The 21,920-nt window shown below is 61.6% G+C and carries 19 protein-coding genes, 1 pseudogene and 1 riboswitch; of the genes and pseudogenes, 15 read left to right on the top strand and 5 right to left on the bottom strand.

Annotated elements, in window-relative coordinates; genetic code table 11:
• The 3 genes and pseudogenes from AB2L51_RS13720 to AB2L51_RS13730 form a co-directional block, all read left to right on the top strand.
• Window positions 1-357 (top strand): annotated as a pseudogene (locus AB2L51_RS13720) (hypothetical protein); the annotation flags it as partial.
• Window positions 344-823 carry a hypothetical protein gene (locus tag AB2L51_RS13725; protein WP_395582847.1) on the top strand — a complete coding sequence of 160 codons (480 nt, stop codon included), beginning with the start codon at window positions 344-346 and terminating at the stop codon, window positions 821-823. The pseudogene AB2L51_RS13720 and the gene AB2L51_RS13725, both read left to right, overlap by 14 nt.
• Before the next feature lie 297 nt (window positions 824-1,120).
• Window positions 1,121-3,274 (top strand): putative bifunctional diguanylate cyclase/phosphodiesterase, encoded by a 2,154-nt coding sequence (locus AB2L51_RS13730; RefSeq protein ID WP_395582846.1) that lies wholly within the window; start codon window positions 1,121-1,123, stop codon window positions 3,272-3,274.
• Window positions 3,275-3,332: 58 nt separating this feature from the next.
• On the opposite strand, the gene AB2L51_RS13735 is transcribed toward AB2L51_RS13730, so the two are convergent.
• Entirely contained in the window at window positions 3,333-4,259 is a 927-nt protein-coding gene (locus tag AB2L51_RS13735; protein ID WP_395582845.1) for a LysR family transcriptional regulator, read from the bottom strand.
• A 102-nt stretch (window positions 4,260-4,361) separates the two neighbouring features.
• Here AB2L51_RS13735 and AB2L51_RS13740 point away from each other — a divergent pair, with 102 nt between their 5' ends.
• The 8 genes from AB2L51_RS13740 (at window position 4,362) to AB2L51_RS13775 (ending at window position 15,642) form a co-directional block, all read left to right on the top strand.
• Window positions 4,362-7,274, top strand: a complete 2,913-nt coding sequence (locus AB2L51_RS13740; RefSeq protein ID WP_395582844.1) for a hypothetical protein — start codon at window positions 4,362-4,364, stop codon at window positions 7,272-7,274.
• Window positions 7,275-7,376: 102 nt separating this feature from the next.
• The gene (gene speD / locus AB2L51_RS13745) at window positions 7,377-7,844 is read left to right on the top strand and encodes an adenosylmethionine decarboxylase (RefSeq protein ID WP_166115890.1); all 468 of its coding nucleotides are present in this window, start codon (window positions 7,377-7,379) and stop codon (window positions 7,842-7,844) included.
• Window positions 7,845-7,952: 108 nt separating this feature from the next.
• Entirely contained in the window at window positions 7,953-8,825 is an 873-nt protein-coding gene (gene speE / locus AB2L51_RS13750; RefSeq protein ID WP_395582843.1) for a polyamine aminopropyltransferase, read from the top strand.
• A 51-nt stretch (window positions 8,826-8,876) separates the two neighbouring features.
• A riboswitch (glycine riboswitch) is annotated at window positions 8,877-8,967 on the top strand.
• 162 nt (window positions 8,968-9,129) lie between these two features.
• Window positions 9,130-10,266: a glycine cleavage system aminomethyltransferase GcvT gene (gene gcvT, locus AB2L51_RS13755; RefSeq protein WP_395582842.1), complete on the top strand. Its 1,137-nt coding sequence runs from the start codon at window positions 9,130-9,132 to the stop codon at window positions 10,264-10,266.
• Window positions 10,267-10,334: 68 nt separating this feature from the next.
• Window positions 10,335-10,700: a glycine cleavage system protein GcvH gene (gcvH, locus tag AB2L51_RS13760; RefSeq protein WP_086647277.1), complete on the top strand. Its 366-nt coding sequence runs from the start codon at window positions 10,335-10,337 to the stop codon at window positions 10,698-10,700.
• 127 nt (window positions 10,701-10,827) lie between these two features.
• Window positions 10,828-13,713 carry an aminomethyl-transferring glycine dehydrogenase gene (gene gcvP / locus AB2L51_RS13765; protein ID WP_395582841.1) on the top strand — a complete coding sequence of 962 codons (2,886 nt, stop codon included), beginning with the start codon at window positions 10,828-10,830 and terminating at the stop codon, window positions 13,711-13,713.
• Between the two features lie 646 nt (window positions 13,714-14,359).
• Window positions 14,360-14,845 (top strand): hypothetical protein, encoded by a 486-nt coding sequence (locus AB2L51_RS13770; protein WP_395582840.1) that lies wholly within the window; start codon window positions 14,360-14,362, stop codon window positions 14,843-14,845.
• Window positions 14,846-14,976: 131 nt separating this feature from the next.
• A complete protein-coding gene (locus AB2L51_RS13775; RefSeq protein WP_395582839.1) occupies window positions 14,977-15,642 on the top strand; it encodes a TetR/AcrR family transcriptional regulator in 666 nt (221 codons plus the stop codon).
• Between the two features lie 86 nt (window positions 15,643-15,728).
• Here the strand turns inward: AB2L51_RS13775 and AB2L51_RS13780 are convergent, their stop codons facing one another.
• The 4 genes from AB2L51_RS13780 to AB2L51_RS13795 form a co-directional block, all read right to left on the bottom strand.
• Entirely contained in the window at window positions 15,729-16,379 is a 651-nt protein-coding gene (locus AB2L51_RS13780; protein ID WP_395582838.1) for a CHAP domain-containing protein, read from the bottom strand.
• A gap of 313 nt (window positions 16,380-16,692) precedes the next feature.
• The gene (locus AB2L51_RS13785) at window positions 16,693-17,043 is read right to left on the bottom strand and encodes a RidA family protein (protein WP_086647359.1); all 351 of its coding nucleotides are present in this window, start codon (window positions 17,041-17,043) and stop codon (window positions 16,693-16,695) included.
• Window positions 17,044-17,137: 94 nt separating this feature from the next.
• Window positions 17,138-17,812 (bottom strand): nucleotidyltransferase family protein, encoded by a 675-nt coding sequence (locus tag AB2L51_RS13790; RefSeq protein WP_395582837.1) that lies wholly within the window; start codon window positions 17,810-17,812, stop codon window positions 17,138-17,140.
• Window positions 17,797-18,906, bottom strand: a complete 1,110-nt coding sequence (locus AB2L51_RS13795) for an XdhC family protein (protein ID WP_395582836.1) — start codon at window positions 18,904-18,906, stop codon at window positions 17,797-17,799. Before AB2L51_RS13795 ends, AB2L51_RS13790 begins: the two co-directional genes overlap by 16 nt.
• Window positions 18,907-19,032: 126 nt before the next feature.
• Here AB2L51_RS13795 and AB2L51_RS13800 point away from each other — a divergent pair, with 126 nt between their 5' ends.
• The 4 genes from AB2L51_RS13800 (at window position 19,033) to AB2L51_RS13815 (ending at window position 21,866) form a co-directional block, all read left to right on the top strand.
• Window positions 19,033-19,446 (top strand): host attachment protein, encoded by a 414-nt coding sequence (locus AB2L51_RS13800; protein ID WP_166115906.1) that lies wholly within the window; start codon window positions 19,033-19,035, stop codon window positions 19,444-19,446.
• Window positions 19,447-19,546: 100 nt separating this feature from the next.
• Entirely contained in the window at window positions 19,547-20,224 is a 678-nt protein-coding gene (locus tag AB2L51_RS13805; RefSeq protein WP_395582835.1) for an MBL fold metallo-hydrolase, read from the top strand.
• Between the two features lie 49 nt (window positions 20,225-20,273).
• Window positions 20,274-20,795, top strand: a complete 522-nt coding sequence (locus AB2L51_RS13810; protein WP_395582848.1) for a DUF192 domain-containing protein — start codon at window positions 20,274-20,276, stop codon at window positions 20,793-20,795.
• Between the two features lie 84 nt (window positions 20,796-20,879).
• The gene (locus tag AB2L51_RS13815) at window positions 20,880-21,866 is read left to right on the top strand and encodes an NAD-dependent epimerase/dehydratase family protein (protein WP_395582834.1); all 987 of its coding nucleotides are present in this window, start codon (window positions 20,880-20,882) and stop codon (window positions 21,864-21,866) included.
• Window positions 21,867-21,920: the final 54 nt, after the last annotated feature.

Here is a 21,920-nt window from a genome sequence, read left to right on the forward strand (position 1 = left end):
AAGTCCGGCCAGAGCGCCATGATGGAACGGCTGATTTCCATCGAAGCGCAGGGGCAGGAGCGCGAGCGCAACCGGGCGGCTCAGGCGCAGGACATGCGCAACGCCCTGACCAGCCTGACCCAGCAACTGGCAGAGCAGACCGGTGCGCAGAAACGGCAGAACCAGCTTGCCGAGGACAGCCTGCACAGGTGGAGAAAACTTGCGGTTATAGCAGGTCTTTTGTGTACGGTCAGCGCAGCCGTGGGCTCCACCCTCCTGTCTGACCAGGAGGTGGCCAGCACCATATGGGTGCACTGGCTGCACCTGCGCGAGCCGTGGGACATGCCGGTGCAGGGGGCATCCCATGCCGGGCCTTGATCTGGCACAGTTCAAGGCGCTGCTGGTATGCCCGGTGCTGGGGCAGCTTGAACTGGGGGGGAGTGCGGCAGTCAACCTGCTGACCGGCACGGCGTTGGTGGAAAGCGGGCTTGTATGGCTCAGGCAGAATGGTGGCGGTCCCGCACTGGGCCTGTGGCAGATGGAGCCCGCAACGCATGATGACATATGGCGGAATTTTTTGTGCTTCCGTCCTGATCTGGCCAGCGCCCTGCGGCATGTGGGGGGAGCCGGGGCTGGTGTAGGCAGTGCAGGGCTGCTGGTGAGCAATCTGGCCTATGCCTGCGCCATGGCGCGTATTGCCTATGTGCGTGCCCCCGCCCAACTGCCTGTGGCAACGGATTCCGCAGGATTAAGCGCGTATCATAAACAATTTTATAATACGCTGCTGGGCGCTGCGGATGCACAGCAGAATGCGGTCCTGTTTGCCCGCGCCATTGCCGCCTGAAAAAACTGTTCCGCACAGCGCCATGCACAGAAAATGGCCCTGTACAGCCCGGTATGGGGCATGGTTTCATACCGGGCTGCGGAGTGGAGCCGGCAGCGGTACGTGCCCGTGCTGAATCGGCAGGTTGAAAAAGGGGAGGATGGAAGAGGAGGAAAAAGAGAAGACGGGGTCAAGCGGAATAAGAGAAAATAACAATAAGTTCACAGAAAAACAGTTATTTTTCATGTTGTTGTATGGGTCACCAGTTGTTAAGGATTTTTCCGTCCTGACCTTGCGGGCTGGATTGAGGCAAAAAACATGACCTTGCGCTTATTAGAGGTGGACGTGCCCGCGTATTCCAACCAGCGCCAGATGCGCGATATTGCCAGCAGGGTGGAGCCCGTTCGCGCGACGGAGGCGGGATCGCATGTTCTGGCTATTTTTCAGGACAATGCCGAACTGGCGGGTATTCCCGTTGTCAATGACTGCAACCAGCCCATAGGCATTGTGCAGCGTCGGGACTTTTTTTTGCGTCTGGGCCAGCGCTTTGGGTACGAGGTGTACGCCAACCGCCCGATCTCCCTGCTTATGGAATGTGAACCCATACTGGTGGATGTGCATGAAAAAGTGTCCGACTTTGTTGCAACAATCCTGAATATCCGCTCACTCAACCAGATCAACGAATTCATCATAACCGAATGTGGCCAGTATTACGGGCTGGGTTCTGCACTCAGCCTTACGCGTTCCCTGCACGCACAGGCCATGAATACCATTAACGAGCTCAACAAGATTGCGGGCGAACTCCGGCAGGCCAACAAAACCATCATGCGCGATAAATCCTTTATTTCCGGTATAGTGGACAATATTCCCACCGCCATTCAGGTGCGGGATATCAGAACGGGTGATATCATTGTGCATAACAAGGCTGCGGAGGAATACGGCCTGCAAACCGCCGCCTCCTACGCGGGCATGCTCCCTGACGCCCCCCTGCAACTGGACGGCGAACTGGCAGAAGACCCGTTTTTGTACCAGCAGCCTAAAGCGGTGGAGGAAACGCTGGTGGACCGCGAAGGCCGCGCGCGCGTGGTCTCCCGCCATGACCTGCTGATTGCCGATGATGACGGCAACATGCGCTGGAAACTCTGCGTGGCTGACGATATTACCGAATACCGTGACGCCCAGCGCAGGATTGAGCGTCTTGCCCATTACGACAGCCTGACCGGCCTGCCCAACCGCTATTATCTGGGTATCCGCCTGAGCGAGCTGTCGCAGGACCTGAACAACCCGTTCGTGCTGCTTTACATAGACCTCGATTACTTCAAGTCCATTAACGACATGTATGGCCATAGCGGGGGGGACGAACTGCTGATCGCCGCTGCAAACCGGCTGAAGGCCTGCTGCCGCGAAGAAGATTTTGTCGCCCGTCTGGGGGGTGATGAGTTTGCGGTGATCTGGCAGCACTGCGGCCCGCTGGACGCGATTGAATCCCGGCTGGAGGAACTGGTGGCAAGCCTTGGTCGCCCCTACACCATTCAGGGGGCGGAGGCCAAGTCCGGGGCCAGTATCGGGGCTGCGGGTTTTCCGCTTCAGGCGGGGGATGTCACCACCTTGCTGCAATATGCGGATATGGCGCTCTACCGCGCCAAGGCTCTGGGCCGCTGCCAGCACAAGCTGTTTGATACAGCGCTGAGTTACGAAATTCTGGAACGGACCGAACTTGTTGCCGCCCTGCACCGGCTGGTGGAGGGCGAGGGGCTGTTACTGCACTACCAGCCCATTTACGGCATTCACGCGCGCAAGGTGCAGTCCTACGAGGCGCTGGCCCGCTGGAACCACCCCGAACGCGGGATGATCCCGCCAGATGTGTTCATCCGTCTGGCGGAGGAAACGGGGCTGATCCACCAGTTGGGCGAGCGGATCCTGCATCTGGCCTGTAGCGAGGCGCTGAACTGGCCGGAGCAGATCAATGTCTCGGTCAATGTTTCCCCGCTTCAGCTAAAAAACAGAAAATTTCCTGAAATTGTCAAAAAAGTTCTGGATAAAACCGGCCTGAACGGTACCCGCCTTGAGGTGGAAATAACCGAAAGCGTGCTGATGGATGAATACGAGCATAAAAACGTTATTCTGAACGAGCTCAAGGCACTTGGTTGCAGGATCAGCATGGATGATTTTGGAACAGGTTATTCTTCGCTCAGCTATTTATGGAAGTTCTCGTTCGACAAGATCAAAATTGACCGAAGCTTCATTCAGGCCCTGCCAGACCCCACCGCCAAGGAAATCATACAGGCCATTCTAGGCATAGCCAGCATTCGCGCCATGACGGTTACGGTAGAAGGGGTGGAAACCGCAGCCCAGTTGCGCATGGTCAGCACCATGGGCTGTGCGGAGGCGCAGGGCTATTATCTTGGTCGTCCCCAGCAGCATGTCCTTTCCGCCACACGGGATACGGAAACGGCTCCGGTGTGGGAGTAACCAGCCCCCCAGCCATGCCGGACCGCACCAGCGGCAGGCCCATATGCCCAGTCTTCCATCATGTGTTCATGAGTGCCTGCTCCCACGGTGGGATGGGGGCGTAGCACTGGCTCAGATAATCGATCATGGCGCGGATTTTAAGGGACATGCTGATACCCGGTGCGTAAACCGCGTGCAGGTCCGGCCCCGGCACGGGGGGCAGGTCCAGCGTTAGCGCACGCAGGCGGCCTGTGCGCAGTTCCTCGCTCACAACAAAAACCGGCTGGTACACAATGCCTTCACCCGCCAGTGCTGCCTCACGCAGGACATCGCCATTATTGGCGCTGAGCGGGCCGGAAACAGGCACCGTTTTTTCCCCCTTTTCCCCAAAGCTCCAGCGGCTGGCGCTGTTGGTGCCGCTAAGCGTATAGCCAAGGCACTGGTGCTGGCTGAGTTCCTCCACCTTGGTGGGGGTGCCTGCGCGCTCCAGATATGCAGGGGCTGCACACACCACCATGCGAATGGTGGCCAGCCTGCGGCTGCGCAGGGTGCTGGAAGGCATTTTACGGATGCGCAGGGTCAGGTCCCAGCCTTCGTCTATCAGGTCCACGGTGCGGTCGTTCAGCCCCAGTTCAACACTGACATGCGGGTGCAGGCGGTTGAACTCGGGCAGGTAGGGTGCGACGTAGCGTATGGCGAAGGAGACAGGCGCATTCAGTCGCAGGTGGCCGCGGGCTTCGCGCCGCTGCTCGCTGACGGCAAGTTCCATGTCCTCCATGTCGGCCAGAATACGCTGGCTACCTTCGAGAAACAGGCGACCTGCCTCGGTGAGCGAGAGGTGGCGTGTGCTGCGGCGGAACAGGGTTACGCCCAGCCGGTTTTCCAGCGTGGTGACATGCTTGGTCACCATGGTGGGGGAGAGGGCAAGTGCCCGTGCTGCCGCACTAAAGCTGCCAAGCTGCACCACCTTAACGAAAACCTGCATACTGGTAAAACGGTCAAGCATGGGGCCGCTCCTGTGGTGGCGGGGCTGGGGGTGCTGGCCAAAACGCCCCTGTTGTTCTAGCAGCCCATGTTGGTTTTTGTCATGCTGGGGTAAATACCGGGCATGGGGCTGGCGCATGGGGTGCACTGCCCGCGCGTGCTAACAGGTGTGGGCCGGGCTGGCAGGTACCACAAGACACAGGCAGGGAACGTGGCAGACACAAGGCAGGCAGACAACCGGGTAAACCAGCAGGCAGGGGCCTGTGGTGGGCAGGGTGCGCGCATGTCCGGCCCGGTTGCCCGTGGTGCCGGGGCCAAGGCAGCAGTCCGGCAGGTCCGCGTGGGTCTGGGGCGGGCCATGTTGCTTGGCACCATGCTGGCAGGGCTTGCTCCTTGCGTGCAGGCCGTCCCCCTGCGGGCCACCCCCCCCGCCATGCAGGATGTGGCCCGCTCCGACGGGCTGCACGCCCTGCCGGTTACCAGCGTACAGGCTGATGCTCTGCCCCGCGTGGCTGATGTTGCGCCGGGCCTGTTCCTGCCGGCGGAGAGCGCGACCGGGCTTGCGGTCTTCTGGTCCGGGCCGGAACTGATGGTGGTGGTGGACCGCGCCCTGCCAGCCCTGTTCCACCTGCCCGGCGAGGGCGGCATGTTCGACCGGCGTGAGAGTGTGGCCCTGAACGGCGCAACCCTGTTGCGGATCTATCTGCCCGACCACCCGCAGATTGCCGTGCTGCGCCAGAAGGCGGGCTGGCTGCTCTGTGCCGTTCAGCCCGGTCGCCCGGATGGATGTGGCGCGCGTGTGGGTAGCCCGGCTGATAGTGCCGGAGCGCCCGTGGCCGGGGCTTCGGCTGGGGCGCGCCCTGCCATGCCAGCGGTGCGGATGGTGCCCCGGCCTGCCCGCATCCTGTTTGCACAAAGCCAGCCCGGCCGGGTTGTGACCCTGCCGGACCCCATAACCGGGGGCAGGCTGTTTGTAGCCACCACCCGGCAGGTGGAAACTCCTTTGCAGCCCCGCTCGGCCGTGGGGTACGCCGTGCGCCCGGCGGTGCTGGGGGTGGTGGTTGCGGCGGATTCGGCACAGCTTTTCATGGAGCCTACGCCCGGCGGGCCGGTGCTGGAGGCCATAGCCGCCCAGCCCGTGCCGGTTGGTCTGCCCGCTCCGCCCCCCAGCGCCAGCGTAAGGCAGGGGCAGGACTGGCTCTGGCTGGGCCTACGGGATGAACCTACCCCCCAACTGGTGCAGAAGTGGCGCAAGGCGCGCGACAGTCTGGGGCAGGCGGGGGGAGACCCCGCAACTGTTCTGGAAGGCCAGCCGGAGGCGGTCGTCATTACCATATGGGCCATGCGGGTGGCGGCGGCGCAGGCGGCCTTTGCCGCAGGTTATCCCCAGCAGGCATGGGACCTGCTGCGTGCCCTGCCCGAGCGCAGCGGGCATGATGGTGGCAGTGCGGCAGATGTGGGTGGTGTGGTGCGTGGCGGCTGGCCGGGGCCGGGTGTGCAGGCCCTGCGCGCCTGTGCGGCCCTGCTCAGCGGGGACATGGCCGGAGCCGCTCCATTGGCCGGTGCGGACTGGGCCTTTGGGCCGGACATGGTGCTATGGCGCGGTGCGTATTTTATGCTCAGCGGAGCAGATAGCCTGCCCACATCCGTTCTGCTGGCGCGTGGTTATGCACGGCTGGAGCAGTACCCGGCACCAGTCCGTGCGTGGCTGATGCCGCAGGTTACGCAGTATCTGGCTCAGTTTGGCGGGCCGGACGAGCGCGCGGTGCTGGGCGCCCTGCCGGATGACCCTGCGTATAACCTCGCCCGCATTATGGTGCAGGCCCGCGGCGCGCAGCCCGAAAGCGCGCGTATCGCACTGGAAAACCTGACCGCTTCGAGCAATGACCGTATGGCCGACATGGCCCGGGCGGAACTGGTCGGTTTTTTGCTGGCGCATGACCAGATCGGGCCGGATATGGCCGCACAGGCCTATGCCCAGATACTGGCCGCACAGGAGGCCGAAGGGGGCAGGGCAGCCCCCAATGCCCAACAGGGTGAGGTGACGATCATACCCGCTTTGCGGCTGGTTTACGCACAGGCTCTGGCCCGGAGTGGGCAGGCCGTGCGCGCAGTGGGCGTGCTGAGCGGGCTGGGTGCGTCCGAACTGGCACCGCAGGACAAGCTGGATGCGGCATGGCGCACGGTGCTGTTTGCGCTGGTGTTCGGCCCACCCCACGCCGATGCCGCGCAGGGCACGCCCTTCCATAACGGTCACGGAGCAGTAGGGCGGAAACGGAGCAGGCGTGGGACTGTACCCACTGTTTCCCCCGCTACGGACCGTGCCCAGCAGCTTGCGCTGGCAAGGGCGAACTTGGGGCAGGTGCCAGATGACCCGCTCAAGGCCAAACTGCTGGCAGGGCTTGGGCGGCAGCTTGTGGCCATGGGGCAGTTCGGGCAGGCCATACCGGTTTTGCAGCAGGCCGATGTACTGGCCATAGAACCGCTGATGCGGGCCGATATTGAGGAGCAGCTTGCGCAGGCTGCATTGCAGGGCAACCAGCGCCCGCTTGCCCTGCGCGCACTTGAGCGCAGCGCACTGGCCGACCTGCCAGAAGACCTTGCCGCCCGCCGCCGGTATGATGAGGCCAGACTGGCTGCCGCCAGCGGCAACCGCGAGGGCGCACAGGCTCTTCTGGCCGAGGATGAATCGGATACGGGCCTGTCCGTGCGTGGGGCTTTGTATGAGCAGGACCAGCAATGGGCACAGGCCGTGCTGGTGGTGGGCCGTCTTGCCAGCCGGACCCTGCCAGAGCAGGGCGAGCTAAGCCCCCCGCAGCGCGATCTGGTGATTCGCCTGGCAACGGATGCCGCTGCCGCAGGGGATATGGAAACCCTGCGCAGCCTGCGCGCATGGGTGGCTGGGCGTGCCCTCGGGGTGGAACGGCAGGCCCGGTTTACGGCCCTTCTCAGGCAGACGCAAAAAGGGCCGGTTGTCTCCCTTGGTGGGTATGGCCTGCCACCGGCATTTGACAAATCTGTTAAAGACCCAAAATAGTTCTTGCACCCAAGGGGTAAAAAGCCCTAGTTAGCGCGCTCTTGGCCCAAGGGGGCGATTAGTTTCGCCCAACAGGCTGTCTACTGGTTTGGGGGTACGTCAATGAACGCACTTGCTCAACTGGGGATGGTCTCGGAACTCCCGAGCAATAACCAGGCAATTTCTGTTCCGGTCGCATTCGAAGATGATGACCGTAAAGATTATTTCGTCGAAAAAGACGGCGAAAAATTTGCAGGGACACACCTGCTGGTTGATATGTGGGGGGCCATCAATCTGGACAACCCCGCTAAAATCGACAGCACCCTGTGTGAAGCGGCTCTGGCGGCAGGGGCAACCATTCTGCACAGCCATTTCCACCATTTTACACCCAATGGCGGTGTTTCTGGCGTTGTTGTGCTGGCTGAAAGCCATATTTCCATCCACACATGGCCCGAACGCAACTTTGCCGCGGTCGATATCTTCATGTGTGGCGCATGCGACCCGCATCTGGCTATTCCGGTTATGCAGCGCCTGTTTCAGGCCGAGCAGCTGGACGTCAGTGAAGAGCGTCGCGGCCGCGTGCAGGCTTAAAAAGCCCGCGCGGATCAAGCGCAAACTTCCTCTTTATCGGTATTGAACGGCGGCTTTGCCCAGGCATTGGGCAAAGCCGCCGTGCCGTGTATGGCAAGGATGGCCGAGATGGCTGAAAACTGGATAGAAGAAACCCTGTACGACAACTGGGGCCAGCGCTTCCGTGTTGTGCGGGAACTGGCGCGCGTTAAAAGCCCGTTTCAGGATATTGTTGTATTTGAAAGCGATTCTCACGGTCGCGTCCTGCTGCTTGATGGTGTGGTGCAGATTACCGAACGTGATGAATTCGTTTATCAGGAAATGCTGACCCACGTGCCGCTGTTTACGCACAAGGCACCGCGCCGGGTGCTGATTATTGGCGCGGGTGACGGGGGCGTGCTGCGCCGCGTGCTGGAACACCCCGGCGTGGAAAAAGCCGTGATGGTGGAAATTGATGGCGCAGTCATCGAACTTTCCAAACAGCACCTGCCCTCCATTGCGGGCGATGCTTGGACCAACCCCCGCGCGGAAGTAATTGTGGGCGACGGGATCGACTACGTTACCAAAGCGGCTGATGGCTCCTTTGACGTGATTATTGTGGACAGCACAGACCCCATTGGCGTGGGCGAAGTCCTGTTTACCGACAGTTTTTACGAACACTGTGCCCGCGTGCTCAGCGCGGAAGGGCTGATTGTCAACCAGTGCGGCGTGCCCTTCATGCAGGCTGATGAACTGTTTGAAACCAGTGTCCGCCGGGCCAGATACTTCCCCCATGTGTCTGCTTATGTGGCGGCCGTGCCAACCTATGTTGGCGGGTTCATGACTCTGGGTATCGCCTCCAAGGGGCCAAACCCCGCCGGGCAGGATACAGCCGTTGTGCGCGCCCGCGCCGAACAGGCTGGCATTTTGGGGAAAACCCAGTACTGGACGCCCGAAATCCATACCGGCTCCTTTAACCTGCCGCCCTATATTGCCAGGCACCTGCCCAGCGCAAAGGCGTAAGTTCCCCCCGCGACCGTGATTGACTTGGCGTGCAAATAATGTCACGGTCGCATCCGCGCAGAGGGAGAGACCAGCCGTAAAAAGCTGGCGCCGAAGGAGCAACCGCCCCGGAAACTCTCAGGCAAAAGGACCCTGCGCTCTAAACTTCTGGAGAGAGGTGCGTTCGCACCCGCCGACGGGATAGCGATCTCAGGCAAAGGCACAGAAGGGGCAGCGGACGGTCCGGTCCGAAGCTCCGTGTTTTTGTCCTGTGCCCGGCATGGGGTGCACGCGGAGCTTGGGCCTTTTTTGTAAGGCGGCGTGCATGGGCACCGATTCTTCTCTCCTCCATACTCCTCTCCATACCCTGCATCAGGATTTTGGCGGCAAAATGGTGCCGTTTGCAGGCTATTCCATGCCGTTGCAATACACGGATGGCATTATGGCCGAGCACCGCCATGTGCGCGAACAGGTGGGTCTGTTTGATGTCTCCCACATGGGGCAGGTGCGTATTCGTGCACGCTCTGGCAATGTGGAGGACGCAGCCCGCGCGCTGGAACGTCTGGTTCCTGCCGATATTGTGGGCCTTAAAACCAACCGGCAGCGTTATACGCAGTTCACCAACACATCGGGCGGCATTCTGGACGACCTGATGGTGATCGCGCTGGAGGAATGTCTGCTGCTGGTGGTGAACGCCGCATGCAAGCAGGCCGACTTTGCCCATATGCAGGATAATCTGGCCGACTGTCTGGTTGAGCAGCTGGAAGACCGCGCCCTGCTGGCCCTGCAGGGCCCACTGGCGCAGGACGTGCTGAGCAGCTTTGATGCAGATGCCGCAACCATGCGCTTTATGGATGTGTGCATGCTCGAAATTGATGGCGCACGCTGCATTGTCTCGCGCTCGGGCTATACGGGGGAAGACGGGTACGAAATCTCGCTCTCCGCCAAGGATGCAGACCGCGTGGCCCGCCAGTTGCTCCAGCACCAGCAGGTGAGGCTGATCGGCCTTGGCGCGCGCGACAGCCTGCGGCTGGAAGCCGGGCTGTGCCTGTATGGTTCCGATATTGATGAAACCACAACCCCGGTGGAAGCGGCACTGGAATGGTCTATCCAGAAGTCCCGCCGTACCGGAGGCGCGCGTGCTGGTGGCTTTCCGGGGGCGGATATTATTCTGGCGCAGCTTGAAAAAGGCGTAACCCGCCGTCGCGTGGGCCTGCTGCCAGCCGGCCGTGCCCCCGTGCGCCACGGTGCCCCCCTGTATGCAGATGAAGCTCTGGCCGACGAGGTGGGCGAGGTGACATCCGGCGCGTTCGGCCCCACGCTGGAGGCTCCGGTTGCCATGGGGTATGTGGCCACTCCCCATGCCGCTGTGGGTACGGAGCTTGTGGCGGAACTGCGCGGGCGTGGTGTGCCATCCCGCGTGGCGGCCCTGCCTTTGGTGCCTGCGCGCTTCAGGCGGTAAAGCGCTTTTTTCTTTTCAACATGTTTTCAGGCAGGCCCCGGTTCGGGGCCTTACGGAGTATTAAGGCAATGACCCTGTATTTTACGAGCGAACACGAATGGCTGCGCGTGGATGGTGATACGGCCGTGGTGGGCATTACCCAGCATGCAGCCGATGAACTGGGTGAACTGGTGTTTGTGGAAACACGGCCCGCTGGCACGCAGGTCAAGGCGGGTGAAGCCGTGGCCGTTGTGGAATCGGTCAAGGCCGCATCCGACATTTACGCCCCCGTGGATGGTGAGATTGTGGAAGGCAACGCCGCTTTGGCTGATGATCCCTCCACCGTCAGCTCCGACCCGCAGGGTGCGGGCTGGATTGTCAAATTCCGCCTGAGCAACCCCGCACAGCTTGATGGCCTGATGAATGCCGAGGCCTACGCCGCCTTTATTGGCTGAGCAGCTCCGCTCCACCCCGCCCGCCTGAGCGGCGCGCCCGTATGCCTGCCGGAACGGCGCGTGCATATGGGGTGGGGTGCTCCTTGTTGTTTTGCGTTTACCCGCGTGTATCAGGATCGTTCCTCGCATGTTCTCCCAAGTTGAAAACCTGCCCGCTTTTGCAGGGCTTCGGGCCGATGGCGCAGCCTTTGCCGCCCGCCATATTGGCCCCACGCCAGATGAGCAGGCCGCCATGCTGCGCACGGTGGGCGCCAGCTCCCTTGATGAGCTGACAGCCCAGACCCTGCCCGCCGCCATTCGGGTCGGGCAGCCGCTGGGGCTGGGGGAAGGCTGGACCGAAACAGACGTGCTGGCACACCTGCGCACGCTGGCCGGGCAGAACCGTGTGCTCACCAGCCTGATCGGGCAGGGCTATTACGGCACGGTGCTGCCTGCTGTGATCGGGCGCAACATTCTGGAAAATCCGGCATGGTACACGGCCTATACGCCCTACCAGCCAGAAATCAGCCAGGGGCGGCTGGAAGCACTGCTGAACTTCCAGACCATGGTCACCGAACTGACCGGGCTGGACATTGCCAATGCCTCCCTGCTGGATGAGGCCACGGCGACGGCGGAAGCCATGGCGTTGGCCAGGCGGGTTGCCAAATCCGCTTCCAGCACGTTCTTTGTGGATGCGGATTGCCACCCCCAGACCATTGCCGTGCTCAAAACCCGAGCCGAGCCCATGGGCTTTTGCATACAGGTGGGCAACCCGGCAACGGACCTGAACGCAGCAGACGTATTTGGGGCGGTGTTCCAGTACCCCGGTTCCTCGGGGCAACTGACCGACCCGCGCGCCTGTGTGCAGGCGCTGCATGCGGCTGGTGGCATTGCCATTATGGCCGCCGACCCGCTGGCCCTGACCATGCTGGCCTCCCCCGGAGAACTGGGGGCGGATATTGCCATAGGTTCCACCCAGCGCTTTGGCGTGCCCATGGGTTTTGGTGGCCCGCACGCAGCCTACATGGCTGTGCGCGATGCGTATAAGCGGAGCATGCCCGGCCGCCTTGTCGGGGTTTCGGTCGATAGCGAGGGCCGTCCGGCTTACCGCCTTGCGCTGCAAACGCGCGAGCAGCACATCCGGCGCGAAAAAGCGACATCCAACATCTGCACGGCACAGGTGCTGCTGGCCGTTATTGCGGGCATGTATGCGGTCTATCATGGGCCGGAAGGGCTTAAGGCCATTGCCCGGCGTGTGCATGGGCTTGCGTGCACACTGGCTGCGGGCCTGCGCGCACTTGGCGTAACCGTGCAGACCACTGCGTTCTTTGACACGATTACCGTAGATGCGGGCGACAATGCCCCCGCCCTGCTGGCCCATGCGTGCGAAATGGGCATGAACCTGCGGAATGCAGGGGCTGGCCGCATTGGCATCAGTCTGGACGAAACCAGCACAATCAAAACCGTGCTGGATGTCTGGTCCGTGTTCTGCTCCGACCGCGACCGCATGGGGCATATGGCGCTCAAGCTGGAGCAGGCCGCCTCGACCGTACCGGAAGCGCTGGTGCGCCAGTCTGCCTTCATGCGGCAGGCGGTGTTTGGCTCCTGCCGTTCCGAGACGGATATGCTGCGCTACCTGCGCCGCCTGTCCGACAAGGATCTGGCGCTGGACCGGACCATGATCCCCCTTGGCTCCTGCACCATGAAGCTGAACGCCACGGTGGAAATGCTGCCCATTACGTGGCCCGGTTTTTGTGACCTGCACCCCTACGCCCCGGCTGATCAGACGCAGGGGTACCAGTGCCTTCTGGCCGACCTTGAGCGCTGGCTGTGCGCGATCAGCGGGTATGATGCGGTGTCCTTCCAGCCCAATTCTGGCGCGCAGGGTGAGTACGCGGGCCTGCTGGCCATTCGTGCCTACCACCGGGCGCGCGGGCAGGGCGGGCGCAATGTGTGCCTTATCCCGGCCTCTGCCCATGGCACCAATCCCGCTTCCGCCCAGATGGCGGGCATGAATGTGGTGGTGGTCAAATGCGATGGTGAAGGCAACATTGATCTGGAAGACATGCAGGCCAAGGTCGCCGCCCACGCGGCGGACCTGTCCGCTGTGATGATCACCTACCCCTCCACCCACGGTGTGTTTGAAGAAAACATGCGTGCCATCTGCGACATGGTGCACGCAGCAGGCGGGCAGGTTTATGTGGATGGCGCAAACATGAACGCGCAGGTCGGCCTTGCCCGTCCGGCGGATTATGGTGGGGATGTCAGCCACTTCAACCTGCACAAGACCTTCTGCATCCCCCATGGCGGGGGTGGTCCGGGCATGGGGCCCATTGGCGTGCGTGCGCATCTGGCCCCGTTCCTACCGGGTAATCCGGCGGATGCGGCGGTGGATGTAGCTGTGAGTGCTGCCCGGTTTGGCTCGGCTTCCATCCTGCCTATTTCATGGGCGTATATCCGCCTGATGGGGGATGAAGGACTGAAGCGCGCAACGCAGGTGGCCATCCTGAATGCCAACTACATTGTCAGCCGCCTGTCCGACGCGTATCCGGTGCTGTACCGTGGGGCCAAGGGGCGGGTTGCGCATGAGTGCATTCTGGACCTGCGCCCGATCAAGGACAATGTGGGCGTGACCGTGGATGACATGGCCAAGCGGCTGGTGGATTACGGGTTCCATGCCCCTACGGTCAGTTTTCCCGTTGCGGGCACGTTCATGATCGAGCCGACCGAATCCGAAGGCAAGGCTGAACTGGACCGCTTTTGCGATGCCATGCTGGCCATTCGTGAAGAAGTGCGCGCAGTGGAGCAGGGGACGGTTACAGCCGAGCAGTCCGTGCTGCGCCACGCACCGCATACGGGTGCCGCGGTTACGGCAGAGGCATGGGAACACCCATACAGCCGCCAGCAGGCGTGCTTCCCCCCCGGTGTAAACCCGGCCACCAAATACTGGCCCAATGTTGCCCGGATCGACAACGTATATGGGGACCGCAACCTTGTGTGTTCCTGCCCCGATATTGCGGAATGGATGGAATAATCACAGTCCGCACCATCGGCTAGCACCATCGGCTTACAACAGGGCGGTTCGGAGGTTTTACTCCGAACCGCCCTTTGTGTTTGTGGCGCGCGGGGTGCCCCAACCACTTGCTCTCTTTGGAGAGAGCGGGCCGCAATGCCAATGGCGCGTATGTGTGCGGGCGCGTTGTTGGCGCTGGACCGGCTTGACCTTCCGGGCCTGCCGTGCCGTGCAGGTTAGGCAGAGTTGGGCCTTGCCCCAGCCGCATGGGCAGGCGGCAGAAGTTCTGGCGAGCAAAAGGAGCGGCTTTTCAGGCCCGGGGTTTGCGTTTGACACAGGCTGAAGCGCAGAATAAGAACGAAACTGTCTCGTTTTTTTAAAATGCCGGTTTAACCCGTCTTTACCCGCGACAGGTGGCTTACCCCCATGCCAGAGGATGCAAGAATCCGTGCCAGTCTTGGCTGATTTGTCCAGTTGCTCCACGTCAGTGCCAGTGCCAGTGCCAGTGCCAGTGCCAGTGCCAGTGCGTGAGCGTGTGGTGCCTCTGTGGCGCAGAGGCTTTGCCCTGTTTGGCTCTTTTCTGCGCGGCAGGTCTGGTATGGCGCAGCGGGTGAGGGTGCGGGCACATAGCTTGCAGCGCGTTTGGTCGCATAGGGGCAGTCGGGGTATGGTTGTCGGAGGGCTGGCAGCTATTTTCTGGCTTGTGGCCTACCCTGTACAGGCTCAATCCGAGCCTCAGCCTCAGCCTCAGCCTCAGCCTCAGCCTCAGCCTCAGCCTCTGGTCTGTGGGCCAAATGATGGGCGGTTGAGGGTGCGGGTGGAAGAATTTGGGGCTGTGGTCGGCTACCGGTGGGGGCATGGTACGCTCGAACTCGGCGGGCATACCTACCAGATTGTAGCGCGTGGTGGCGGTGTGCTGGCAGTAGGGCATGCGTTTTTTTCCGCTGCAGGCTGTGTGAGCAACATTACCCGCCCCGAGGATTTTAACGGGACCTACTGGTCAACTGGCGCAAGCGCGGTTGTGGGGCAGGGGCATGGGGTTATGCTGATGGAAAATGCCCACGGTGTGGATGTACATCTGGTCGAACAGGCGCGGGGTGTTCTCATGGCCGGGCAGATTGCCCGGCTGGATATGGAGATTGTGCCCGACTGACCTGCCTGTCGGGGCCATCATCTGTCATATGTTTCACCCTATGGGGCTGGCGCTGGCTTTTCTGCTACGGACAGAGGGAGTAGTGTGGAGCCGAAGCCTTTTGGTAAACAGCAGATGGGTCAACCGGGTTTATGGCAGACGGAGGAACACATACGGGCGGCCGCCCATCGTACGAGGCGGCGGAAGAACTGGACCGTACGGTTATTGCCGCAGCGACCACAGCGTTTATGCGCGCAGGATACGCCGGAACCTCTGTTGAGCATATTGCCAAGGTTATCGGTTGCTCCAAGGCGACGATTTATCGGCGGTATCCTTCAAAAAAAGAACTGTTCAGGGCCGTGGTGCACGAACGCTGCCAGGCCCTTGTTGACATTTTGCAGGTTGAGCCGGGGAGCATGGCCAACCCGATGGACGCCATAAAGGATATGCAGCGTCGTCTGCTCGATTTTCTGCTGGTGCCGGAAACGGTGGAAACCTACCGGATTCTTATTATGGACTGCCAGCAGTTTGCCAGCATTACTGAAGATCTGGACCGGGCCATAGAACCGCTGCACGAGCGGATGAAAATATTGCTGGGCAAGGTACTGGGCTGGCCGGATACGTCAAAAAACCGGGCCGAGATTGCGATGCTGGAAATGAGCCTGCGCGGACTGGTAACAGGCTGGCCGCTGCACCAGTTGTTAAGTGGGCGCAGGCCGTTTGCAACCGATGCGGCCAAACACCATTTTTTCGAGGCAAGCTGGAATGTTCTGGAAAGTGCGGTGCGTGTGCGCATAGCCTCTGGCCCGCCAAAATAGGGCACTGGGGCCAGAAGCGGGGCAAAAAAATACCCCGTTCAGGCGGACTGAGCGGGGTATGAACGCGTAAGCAGTGGGTAAACCGCTTACGGGAGCGCTGCTACAGGCTGTGCGCTTGCGGGGGCCTGCGCCAGCTGGGTTGCTGGCACCTTGTTGGCCCATGCGGTCATGACTTCCTGCTTCAGACTGTCTGGGGTCGCATTCTTGCTGGCCGAATGGGGGTAGATAAACCCGTAAGTGGGGTAGATGGAGCCGTAGTTGTTGCTGTTCAGGGCAACGCGCACGGCAGACCAGTCATTGTTGGGGGACACGTCTATAACAGACACGTTGTGGCTGATCCCGGCCTGCGCCCAGTGTGCCTGATCAATAACAATGGTGCGGCTGTCCACAACGTTACGCACAACGGCAACATGGCCAAGCGGCATACGGCGTGTGGCGCGGAAGTTGAGAACACTGCCTGCCTGAGGTGCCAGCCCCCGGTCATACACACCGGCGGCATTGTGCCACCAGTCGCGCGCATTGCCACGCAGCACCACATCGGATGCGGACTTGGCGTAGGTTACGCACTGGATCACATGGCCCGAGCCATGGCGATGGTGGGTAGATACAGCATGCACGTTGCGGTGAGCCGTACGGTGAGATGTACGGGCCTGAGCCGTGCAGGTGAGGAAGGAAGCAGTAACAAAGGACACAACGGCCAGCGTAAGTTTTAGCTTTTTAGACCGTCCATCCTGCATCGTATCTGCCTTTCCGCTGGCTTGCTTTAGTTTAGGTCAGCTGCATGTTCTGAAGACAGGTATAAACATCAATGCAGATCAGGCAAGCGTTGTTTGCGCGGCAAAAACGCGAAAGTGACTATTTACCAAAAAGAGCGAGGTTGAAAATGGAGAATAGGAATTAATTCCTATCATCTGTCACGAGATTGCCTTAATTCGGCGTGGAAGGCCTCTCTGGCGAACAGGGGAGCAAAGCCGGGCTGATTCTGATTCGGTGCATCTGTGGCTAAAAAACCACGCCCCGCAAAAGGCCAGCCCGGCAGGTCAGGCAGGCTTATTTGGTGGTGACCAGCATGATCTCAACCAGCATGCGCGGGTCGGCCAGAATACCCTGTACACAGGCGCGGGCAGGGGCCATGCCTTCTGGCAGCCAGGCGCTCCACAGGGCGTTCAGCTTGTCGCGGTCGTTAATGTCCTTCAGCCAGATCTGGGCCTGAAGCAGGCGGGTGTTGTCGGTCCCATGCTGTTCAAGCAGGGCGTCAAGCTGCGCCAGCACGTCGCGGGTCTGGCCTTCCACGTCCTGGTCCAGATCACGGGCGACAACGCCCTGAGTGTAAACAAAGCCGTGGTATTCCACCGCAGCGGACAGAATCGGGTTGGGGTTGGTGCGCAGGATTTTGCTCATGAAAAATGCTTCCTTGTGGATGATCGGAACAAAAGGCGCATGCGCTTCTATCGCACATGCGGTTCCACCGTTTTCGGAGCGATCGGGGCTGCGGTCAACCGGGGGGTGGCACCATACGGGCAAACTGTTCCAGTCTGTCGGGGGTATCAAAGTCTTCCAGCAGGGTTGCCGGGGCGGGGAGCAGGCGCACCACAGGCCCAAGTGCGCGCAGGATGGCCCGCCCACCCTGATCCCCCGTAGCTCCGAGCAGAGCGGCAAACTGGGTGGTGGACCACACAACCGGGTTGCCGGGCCTGTTGTGCCTTTGCGCGGCCACAACCGGGGCCTGCGTGGTGTGCTGCTCATAGAGCAGGGCGTTCAGCAGGTGGGGGGGCACAAGGGGCATATCGCCCAGACAGACCAGCAGGCTGGTGGCCGACATGGCCTGTGCCGCGCGGACACCCGCCCGGAGCGAGGCAGAAAGCCCATCAGCCGCATCCACCACGCACTGTGTGCTCAGGCGTGTGCCGTATTCGGGCAGGGCGTGGGCCAGTTCGGCCAGTTCCGGCCGGTTGGGGGGGAGCAGCACCAGCACATGGGCGGCGGCACTGTGCAGGGTGTTGCGCAGGGTGCGTACCAGCATGGGGCAGCCCGTGGCATCGGGGGCCAGCAGCTTGTGCTGTGCCCCTGTGCGGGAGGACTGGCCTGCCGCCAGCACAATGGCCAGAGTTCCTGCGAGTCTTTCCGCCGGAGCGCCGTCCTGCTCAGGGGGCATCAGGGGTATTGCCACCCGCGCGCCTGCGCCAGTGGGGCCTGCCTGCGCACGGCTACAATATCGGCCAGAATGGACAGGGCTATTTCCTCCGCGCCCACAGCCCCTATGGCCAGCCCTATGGGGCCACGGATGCGCGCCAGTTCCGCCTTGGTAAAACCCTGTGCACGCAGGCGTTCCATGCGGCTGGCCTGTGTTTTGCGCGAGCCCAGTGCCCCAATATAGAATGCGGGGCTGCGCAGGGCTTCCTCCAGCGTGGGGTCATCCAGCTTGGCGTCATGCGTCAGGGTGGCAATGGCGGTCATGGGGTCTATGCCCAGTGTCTGCATTGCTTCGTCCGGCCATTCGGTCAGCAGGGTCTGCTCCGGAACAAGGCCGGGAAAACGCTGGACTGTGGCCAGTGCGGAGCGCGGATCAATCACAATAGGGGCCAGCCCGACCATACTGGCCATGCGCGCCAGAGACTGGGCAATATGTACCGCCCCCACAATAAGCAGGCGTGGGGCGGGCACCAGAGGCTGCACAAACCATTCCTGCCCGGTAGCGTCTGCCTCGGCCCCGCTCCGGCCGTGTTGCATGCGGGCATGGGCCGCGTTGCAGATTTCGGGCGGGCAGGTACCAAATTGCACAGTGCTGCCCTGCCCGGCTTGCACAACAAGCGCGTGCTGTGCGCCATTTTGCAGGCGCACCAGAGCCGCAGCCTGCCGGTCTGCCATGCACGCACAGACCTGTTCGAGCAATGCGAGGGGGAAGGTTCCGGTGGGGCAAGCAGGGGAGTTTATGGCTTCCACCTGCACGTCCAGCCGCCCGCCACAGGCCAGCCCGACCTCCCACGCACGGGCGCTGCTTACGCCATATTCCAGCGTTTGTGCGGGGCTTCCGGCCATGATGTCCTGCGCGTGGGTCATGACATCGGTTTCCACACATCCACCGCTGACCGAGCCTTCCACCGCACCGCTCGCACTTATGGCCATGATGCTTCCCGCAGGGCGGGGGGAACTGCCCCATGTGCCGGTTACGGTGGCAAGAGCCACAGGCTCACCTGCCCGTGCCCAGACCAGTGCATGGTCCAGTGGAGTCAGGAGTTGGGGTGGGGGGGCTGGAACTGTCATGATCCTTCCCTATATCACTGTGCAGGCAGACTGCCCATTGGCAGCAGAATCAGGCCAGAAGTGGCGTGACTGCACGGCAACAATGGGGACGGGCTGTACGATTTTGGAACTAAGGACCTATTTTCCATGACTGAAGAACGAGACGGCCTGATTGTTTACGTTGCTGCTGATGGCGGCAAAGTGCGCTTTTTGCACGATGCGCAGGGCGAAATGCGCGACGTAACGGACCTTAAGGCCGAAGGCCACGAAGACACCCCCGGCAAGCTCCCGCCCGAAACCGACCCCCGCACAGCGGCCAAGGAAGGGTTTGCCCGTAACGTGGCCGACCGCATTAACGCCATGGTTGCCCACGGTGCCAATGTGGCGGGCTTTGTTATTGCGGCTCCTGCACCCATTATGCACGACATCCGCGCCCATCTGAGCAAACCCGCCGAAGCCAAGGTGATCAAGACGCTGATCAAGGACCTGACCAACATTCCGGCCCATGACCTGCACAAGCATTTTGACATTCCGGCCACAGGCTGGGTGCTGCCGGGCTAAAAAAAGCCTTAAGCCGCAGACAGAAAGCTGCCAGATGGTTCCGTCTGGCAGCTTTTTTTTGGCATACTGTCCAGAACACGGCGCAAAAGAGAGGTCGCATATGCAGGTTTCCTACCCCGGCATGCAGCTACGCATCGTTCCGGTTACCCCGTTCCGGCAGAACTGCTCCATCCTGTGGCACGAGGGCACGGGCGGGTGCATCATGGTCGATGTGGGGGGAGATGCGGATGTGCTGCTCGATTTTGCAAGCCGCAAGTCCCTGAACGTGGAGGCCATTGTGCTGACTCACGGCCATCTGGACCACGCAGGGGGTGTTATGGCCCTGTGCCGTGGACTGGAGGCACAGGGCAAGCCCCGCCCGGCCGTGATCGGGCCGGATGAGAGGGATGCGTTTCTGCTCTCCTCCATAACCGATCAGGCCCGCCATTTTGGTCTTACAGGGTTGGAGAACGCCTCGGTCGATCGCTTTGCGCGCGATGGCGAGGTGCTGGACTATCTGGGCTGCCAGCTACGCGTAGTGCATGTGCCGGGCCATACGCCGGGGCATGTTGTGCTGGTGGATGAGCGCGCCCGCTTTGCCTTTGTGGGGGATGTGCTGTTCCGTGGTTCCGTCGGCCGGACGGACTTTGCCTATGGCAACGGTGCGCAGCTTATACAGGGCATACGCCAAAAGCTGCTGCCGCTTGGGGATGATATTGTGATAGTCCCCGGTCATGGTGGATTGTCCACACTGGGCGCGGAGCGGACGGGAAATCCGTTTTTGCAGGACGCGCATTGAGTGCAGGAGAAAACAGGACGTGAAGAACAAACAACTGTTCGGGCTGCTTATGGCCGCGCTGGTGGGGAGCGTGGGGGCAACATGGGGCCTGCCCGCCCTGGCGGATGATGGAGAACCCACGCAGGCCCAGCCGGTTCTGCCCAAGGAGCCGCTGAGCATTGTCTCTGCTTCGGGCAGGCATGTTTTCTCTGTGGAACTGGCAAAAACCCCGCGCCAGCAGCAGGTGGGCGAGATGTTCCGCACGCAGGTGCCAGCCGATGGGGGCATGCTGTTCCCATGGGGTGTGCCCCAGCAGAGTGATATGTGGATGGAAAACACCCTTGTCCCGCTGGATATTGTTTTTATTGGTCCCGACCAGCGCGTGCAGGCGATTGTGGAAAACGCAGTGCCGCAAAGTCTGGCCCATATCAGCAGCCACGGCCCCGCACTGGCCACGCTGGAACTGGCTGGTGGCGTAACCGCCAGACTGGGCATTATGGTGGGGGACAAGGTGGAGGCGGCATCTCTGGCGCCGGCAGCCCCGGTTGTCTCCGTGCCACAGGCAGCCCAGCCAACCACAAAAACGCCCTGACGCGCCGCCCCGGCTCCGTTAGAAGCGCCAGACATGGCACCGGGCTGGCGGAGCTTGGGTGCGCTTAGCTCACGAGGCGGAAATTTGACCTTTCTGGTAACCGGTGCAGCCGGGTTTATTGGTTTTCATGTTGCACGGGCACTGCTCGAACGCGGCGACCGGGTGATCGGGGTTGATAACCTGACACCCTGCCCCGACCCGAACCTGAAAAAAAGCCGTCTGCTCCTGCTGGAGCAGTATCCCGGCTTTACCCTGCACGGGCTGGATATCAGCCAGCCCGATACCCTTATGGCCCTTGCTGCCAGGGAGCCGCATATCTGCGGCATTTTCCACTTTGCAGCACAGGCCGGGGTCCGTTACTCGCTCGAAAATCCTTACGTGTTCGCCGATGCCAACGTGCGCGGACATGTTGCCGTGCTGGAGATGGCGCGCAGGCTGCCCCGGCTGGAGCATCTGGTTTACGCCTCCTCCTCCTCCGTTTACGGCCGCAACAACAAGCTACCCTTCTGCGAGACAGACCCCGTGGACCAGCCGGGCTCGTTCTACGCCGTCAGCAAGCGCAGTGCGGAGCTTGCCTCCTCCACCTACAGCTACCTGTATGGCATCCCCCAGACCGGGCTGCGGTTTTTTACCGTGTACGGCCCGTGGGGGCGGCCGGATATGGCCTATTACAGCTTTGCCCGCGCCATGATGGAGGGGCGGCCTGTCCCGCTCTATAGCGGGCGTGCCCTCTCGCGCGATTTTACGTTTATTGCCGATGTCGTCTCCGCTGTGCTGGCGGTGTTTGACAAACCCCCGGCCTCTGGCGTGGCCCGTGTGCTCAACGTCGGCAGCCAGCGCCCCCAGAGCGTGCGCAAGCTCATAGAGGTGCTGGAGGAGGTGCTGGAAACCAAAGCCCTTATTGACGACCAGCCCCGCCCCGCAGCGGACGTGGAAAAAACATGGGCCGACATTACCGCCATCCGCCAGCTTACAGGCTGGCAGCCCCGGACCGAACTGATCGACGGCGTGGCCGCCTTTGTCCGCTGGTATTGTTTTTATGGCTCTGCGCCTCGCATGGACGTTTTGTAACATATTTAATGAGTGATTTGGTGGTGATTTTGAGAGTGTTTGTGTGTTTGTGAA

Source organism: Acetobacter fabarum (assembly GCF_040702925.2).
GTDB classification, from domain to species: domain Bacteria; phylum Pseudomonadota; class Alphaproteobacteria; order Acetobacterales; family Acetobacteraceae; genus Acetobacter; species Acetobacter fabarum_B.

Bases quoted from the DNA above. Each gene is read 5' to 3' on its own strand.
- AB2L51_RS13725 (WP_395582847.1), top strand. From the start codon at position 344: ATGCCGGGCCTTGATCTGGCACAGTTCAAGGCGCTGCTGGTATGCCCG.
- AB2L51_RS13730 (WP_395582846.1), top strand. From the start codon at position 1,121: ATGACCTTGCGCTTATTAGAGGTGGACGTGCCCGCGTATTCCAACCAG.
- AB2L51_RS13735 (WP_395582845.1), bottom strand. From the start codon at position 4,259: ATGCTTGACCGTTTTACCAGTATGCAGGTTTTCGTTAAGGTGGTGCAG.
- AB2L51_RS13740 (WP_395582844.1), top strand. From the start codon at position 4,362: ATGGGGCTGGCGCATGGGGTGCACTGCCCGCGCGTGCTAACAGGTGTG.
- speD (WP_166115890.1), top strand. From the start codon at position 7,377: ATGAACGCACTTGCTCAACTGGGGATGGTCTCGGAACTCCCGAGCAAT.
- speE (WP_395582843.1), top strand. From the start codon at position 7,953: ATGGCTGAAAACTGGATAGAAGAAACCCTGTACGACAACTGGGGCCAG.
- gcvT (WP_395582842.1), top strand. From the start codon at position 9,130: ATGGGCACCGATTCTTCTCTCCTCCATACTCCTCTCCATACCCTGCAT.
- gcvH (WP_086647277.1), top strand. From the start codon at position 10,335: ATGACCCTGTATTTTACGAGCGAACACGAATGGCTGCGCGTGGATGGT.
- gcvP (WP_395582841.1), top strand. From the start codon at position 10,828: ATGTTCTCCCAAGTTGAAAACCTGCCCGCTTTTGCAGGGCTTCGGGCC.
- AB2L51_RS13770 (WP_395582840.1), top strand. From the start codon at position 14,360: ATGGTTGTCGGAGGGCTGGCAGCTATTTTCTGGCTTGTGGCCTACCCT.
- AB2L51_RS13775 (WP_395582839.1), top strand. From the start codon at position 14,977: ATGGCAGACGGAGGAACACATACGGGCGGCCGCCCATCGTACGAGGCG.
- AB2L51_RS13780 (WP_395582838.1), bottom strand. From the start codon at position 16,379: ATGCAGGATGGACGGTCTAAAAAGCTAAAACTTACGCTGGCCGTTGTG.
- AB2L51_RS13785 (WP_086647359.1), bottom strand. From the start codon at position 17,043: ATGAGCAAAATCCTGCGCACCAACCCCAACCCGATTCTGTCCGCTGCG.
- AB2L51_RS13795 (WP_395582836.1), bottom strand. From the start codon at position 18,906: ATGACAGTTCCAGCCCCCCCACCCCAACTCCTGACTCCACTGGACCAT.
- AB2L51_RS13800 (WP_166115906.1), top strand. From the start codon at position 19,033: ATGACTGAAGAACGAGACGGCCTGATTGTTTACGTTGCTGCTGATGGC.
- AB2L51_RS13805 (WP_395582835.1), top strand. From the start codon at position 19,547: ATGCAGGTTTCCTACCCCGGCATGCAGCTACGCATCGTTCCGGTTACC.
- AB2L51_RS13810 (WP_395582848.1), top strand. From the start codon at position 20,274: ATGGCCGCGCTGGTGGGGAGCGTGGGGGCAACATGGGGCCTGCCCGCC.